General features: G+C 71.8%; 5 protein-coding genes. All 5 read left to right on the top strand.

Annotated features, from left to right (window positions below):
- A partial coding sequence (locus ACY0I8_RS16550; RefSeq protein ID WP_461395627.1) for a molybdopterin dinucleotide binding domain-containing protein occupies positions 1-1,212 on the top strand: 1,212 nt, incomplete at its 5' end.
- A gap of 10 nt (positions 1,213-1,222) precedes the next feature.
- On the top strand, positions 1,223-1,813 hold the full coding sequence (gene fdh3B / locus ACY0I8_RS16545) for a formate dehydrogenase FDH3 subunit beta (protein WP_459940059.1): 591 nt from the start codon (positions 1,223-1,225) through the stop codon (positions 1,811-1,813).
- 49 nt (positions 1,814-1,862) lie between these two features.
- Positions 1,863-2,696, top strand: coding sequence for a hypothetical protein (locus ACY0I8_RS16540; protein WP_461395626.1), 834 nt, complete (start codon positions 1,863-1,865; stop codon positions 2,694-2,696).
- Positions 2,693-3,361, top strand: a complete 669-nt coding sequence (locus tag ACY0I8_RS16535) for a formate dehydrogenase subunit gamma (protein ID WP_461395625.1) — start codon at positions 2,693-2,695, stop codon at positions 3,359-3,361. The genes ACY0I8_RS16540 and ACY0I8_RS16535 overlap by 4 nt, the downstream gene beginning before the upstream one ends.
- 3 nt (positions 3,362-3,364) lie before the next feature.
- A partial coding sequence (locus ACY0I8_RS16530) for a 4Fe-4S binding protein (RefSeq protein WP_461395624.1) occupies positions 3,365-4,517 on the top strand: 1,153 nt, incomplete at its 3' end.

Below are 4,517 nucleotides of genomic sequence, written 5' to 3'. Positions count from 1 at the left end.
TTGCCGGCCTCGACCCAGTTCGAGAACGAGGGCTCGGTCACGGCCACGGCCCGGCAGCTCCAGTGGCGCTACAAGGTCATGGAGCCGCTGTACGACTCCAGGCCCGACCACGAGATCATGTTCGCCCTGACCGAACGCCTCGGGTTCGGCAAGGAGTTCCGGGGCAAGATCGAGACGTGGCCCGACGACTGCGTGAACGAATGGCGAAAGGGGCTCCAAACCATCGGGTACCTGGGGCAGACCGTCGAACGGCTCAAACGTCAGCGCGACAACGCCCACACCTTCGACCTGGTGACCCTGCGCGCCAACGGCGGCCCGTGCGACGGGGAGTACTACGGGCTGCCCTGGCCGTGCTGGAACGAGAAGCATCCGGGCACCCCGATCCTCTACGACATGTCGAAGCCGATCATGGAGGGCGGGCTCCCGTTCCGGGCGCGGTTCGGCACCGAGTACAAGGGCCGGGACCTCCTGGCCGCCAAGGGGGTGACCATGCCCGGGAGCCAGGCCGAGGGCGGCTACCCGGAGTTCCAGGACGTGGTGCCCGGCACCAACTGGAAGACCGATCTCACGAACAAAACGATCGAGGCGGCTCTGGCGAAAGGCATGGCCCCGTTCGGAAACGCCCGGGCCCGGATGTACGTGTGGACCTTCCCCGATCCGGTGCCCGTGCACCGGGAGCCCATCCACACCCCGCGGCCCGACCTCATCGCCGACTACCCCACCTACAAGGACCAGAAGATGCAGTACCGGTGCTTCACCCCGTTCGAGGGGGTCCAGTCGGGGGAGGCGTGCAAGGAGTACCCGCTCATCCTCACCACCGGGCGGATCGTCCACCACATGGGCGGCGGCGCCGAGACCCGGGGCAACCGCTGGCTCTCGGAGCTCGCCCCGGAGATGTACGCCGAGGTGAACCCCAGGACCGCCAACGACTACGGCCTCCTCGAGGGCGACTGGATCTGGGTGGAGAGCCCCCAGAAGGGCCGGATCAAGGTGCGGGTGAAGGTCACCCACCGGGTGGACGAGCACACGATCTTCCTGCCGTACCATTTCGGCGGGGTGTTCGAGGGCGTGAGCAAGGCCGATCGCTTCCCGGAAGGGACCGCGCCGTTCGTCCTGGGCGAGTCCGCCAACGTGGTCACCAACTACGGCTACGACGTGGTGACCCAGATGCAGGAGACCAAGACCGGCCTGTGCCAGATCTCCAAGGCCTAGGAGGTGCCCCATGGCCCGGCTGAAATTCCTTTGCGACGCGAACCGGTGCATCGCCTGCGACGGCTGCACCGTGATGTGCAAGAACGCGAACGATGTGCCCCGGGGCACCTTCCGCCGCCGGGTCATCACGATCAACGAGGGGCAGGACGGCGAGGCGAGTATCTCCATCTCGTGCATGCACTGCTCGAACCCGCCCTGCGCCGCCGTGTGCCCTGTGGAGGCGTTCTACCAGACCGACGACGGGCTGGTGCTCCACTCCAAGGACAAGTGCATCGGGTGCGGGTACTGCCTGTTCGCCTGCCCCTTCGGCGCGCCGAGCTTCCCGAGCGGAGCCCCCTTCGGGGCCAAGGGGGTCATGGACAAGTGCACCTACTGCGCCGGGGGCCCCGAGGAAGACCTTTCGGAGGCCGAGCGGCGAAAGTACGGCGCCAACCGGCTCGCCGAGGGGAAGCTCCCGGCCTGCGCCACGGCCTGCGCCACGAAGGCGCTCCTGGCCGGGGAGGCCGACGAGATTTCCCGGATCTACCGGAAACGGGCCGTGGAGCGGGGCTCCGAGGCGAACGCCTGGGGGTGGAAGCGGGCCTACGGGAAGAGCCTGTAACGGGCAAGGGGCGGCCCCTTGGGGGCCGCCCCGGTGGGAGGGAACGCGCATGACCCTGCGACGAACCGCCGCGGCCCTCGCGTTCGCGGTGCTCGGGCTCTGGGCCGGGGGAACCCCGGCCGCCGGGCCCGCCCCCGATCTGGCCGACGGCCGCTACCCCTACCTGGCGCCTTCGGGGGAGGAGAACCCGCTGGTGGCCCGCTGGGTCGCACTGGCCCGGGCGATGCCCGACTGGAAGGACAAGGCCAAAGCGGCCCACTACCGGTTCCCACCGGGCAAGGACGGCCGGAAGTGCGACCAGGCCGACTGCCACCCCGGGTTCCGGGACGACTTCGTCGAGAAACTGCTCGCCTTGCCCGACGGCCCCGACCGGCAGGGGGCCCGGGAACCCCGCCAGGGGCTCGAGCGCTGCGGGGACTGCCACGGATGGGACCGGATTCGGCGACGCACCGCGGCGTGCCGGCTCCATTTTCGGGAAACCGACCGGGTCGAGTGCACCTCGTGCCACCTGGAGGGCCCCAAGGTGCTCGAACCCCGGGGGGAGAAGAAAACCGCGGTCGTGCGGGACCTGCGCCCGGCCCGCGCCTGGCCCGCCCACGAACTCACCAAGGACGAAAAGGCCATCGCCTGCGACAGATCCTGCCACGCGCCCCAGAACCCCTTCGGGGTGGAGCGGGTCTGCACCGATTGCCACGGCGAGGGCAAGCTCGAGGTCCCGCGGCTGGCGGCGGCCGGCGTCCTCGTGCACGCCACGGACCCCAGGAGTCCCTGGCCCCGGCTCACCGACCGGTTCTTCGTCGGACTCACCGTTGTCGTGACCGCGGCCCTCTTGGCCCACATCCTCTTGGACATCGTGCGTTCCCGCAAGGAGGAGGACCGATGAGCCAACGGGAGGTTCAGCGGTTTCCGCCCGGGTTCGTGTGGCAGCACGCCCTTCTGATGATCACCTTCACCGTGCTCGCGGTCACAGGCATGCCGCTCAAATGGCACTGGTGGGGGATGATCCGGGTCCTGGGGGGGTACGAGGTGGTCCGGTGGATCCACCGGGCGAGCGGGGTGGTGATGCTCGGCCTGGGGCTGGTCCACGTGGCCCCCGCCCTCTGGCACCAGGCGCGCACCGGCCGGCGCGGGGGGCTCTGGCCCTCGATGCGGGACGTCCGGGACATGCTCCACGACACCCGGTTCCTCCTGGGCCTCGAGCCCCAGCGGGCCCGGTACCCCCGGTACAGCTACATCAACAAGTTCGACTACTGGGGCGCCTTCTGGGGGGTGGCGATCATGGCCGGCTCCGGGCTCATCCTGTGGTTTCCGAGGTCGTTTTCCGACTTCGTGATCCATATGGGATACATCGCCCACACCGACGAGGCGCTCCTTGCGGTGATCGCGATCTTCATCTGGCACCTCTACCACGTGCACACCTACCACGGCCGGCCGAGGCTCAACCGGGTGTGGCTGACGGGCAGGATCTCCCTGGAGGACCTGCGGCGCGAACACCCCGAGGAGTACGACGAGCTCGTGCGAACCGGCCGCCTCGGGGAGCCGGGCTGATCCATGGCGAATCCCCAGGACGGACTCTCCCCCCGGCTGGCGCAGGAAGCGTGGCTGTGCTCGTGTAACGGCACCGTCCCCCTGCCCCGCCCGGCCGATCTGCCCGAGGGCCTCCGGCTCCGGGGGTTCCGGCTCCTGTGCCGCCAGGATCTTCCGGCCCCCGAAGCGCCCGTGTTCGTCGGGTGCGCCCGGGGGACCGGCCGGCTCCTGGCCGACTGGGAGGCGCAGGGGCTATCCCCCGGCCGGGTCGTGGCCTGGGACCTCCCCCCGGCGCTCGTCGGCCGGCCCGGTGCCGCGACCCGGCGCCTCGCCGCCGCGGCCGCCGCAGCCGGGACGAACCTCGCCGCCGCGGCCCTCCCCCCGGCCGAGCGCGAACTTCCCCCGCTTCCTCGGGTGGCCGTGCTGGGGCCCGGAGGCCTGGGGGTCGCGCGCACCCTGGCCGGGGTGGCCGAGGTGGTTTGGATCGCGCCCGGCGCCCGGCCTGGGAGGGGCTGGAACGCCCTTCCCGCCCAACCCGTCCGGGTCGACGGGCGGGCCGGGGCATTTCGGATCGGCCTAGCCGTCCCCCACCCGGTGGACCCTTGGTCCTGCGTCGGGTGCGGCGCCTGCGCCCAGGCCTGCCCCACCGGGGCCTTGGACCCGGAACTTCGGTTTTCCCCCGAGCGCTGCGACGGGTGCGGCCGGTGCGAGGCGGCCTGCGGCCCGGCGGCCGCCCTGGACCTCCGCCGCCCCCCGGCGGTGGCGGCCGACCAGGTGATCTGGCCCGGCGGGACGGATCCACCACGCCCCGGTCTGTTCCTGCCGGCGGGCCCGGACGGGGTCTCCGCGGCCATCGTCGAGGCCCTCGCCCTGGCGGCGGGAACGGTCGCGTGGGACACCGTGGGCCCTCCCCCGGAAGCCTGCGCCCACCGCGCCGCCCGGCTCGGGGGCTGCTCCCGGTGCCTCGAGGTCTGCCCCACCGGGGCGTTGCGGGACCGGGCCGGTTCGCTCGACCGGGACCCGCTCGCCTGCTCCGGGTGCGGGGCGTGTGTGGCCGCCTGCCCCACCGGGCAGATGGACTCGAGGCCCTGGCCCCGGGACGCCCTGGCCCAGGCCCTCGAGTCCCTCGGCCGGGCCGGGATTCCCCTTCACCTGCGGTGCCGCCACGCCGAGGAGG

It is taken from the genome of Deferrisoma sp. (genome assembly GCF_054681715.1).
The sequence above is the reverse complement of the archived record's forward strand: the minus strand, read 5'-3'. Positions and strand labels throughout refer to the sequence as shown.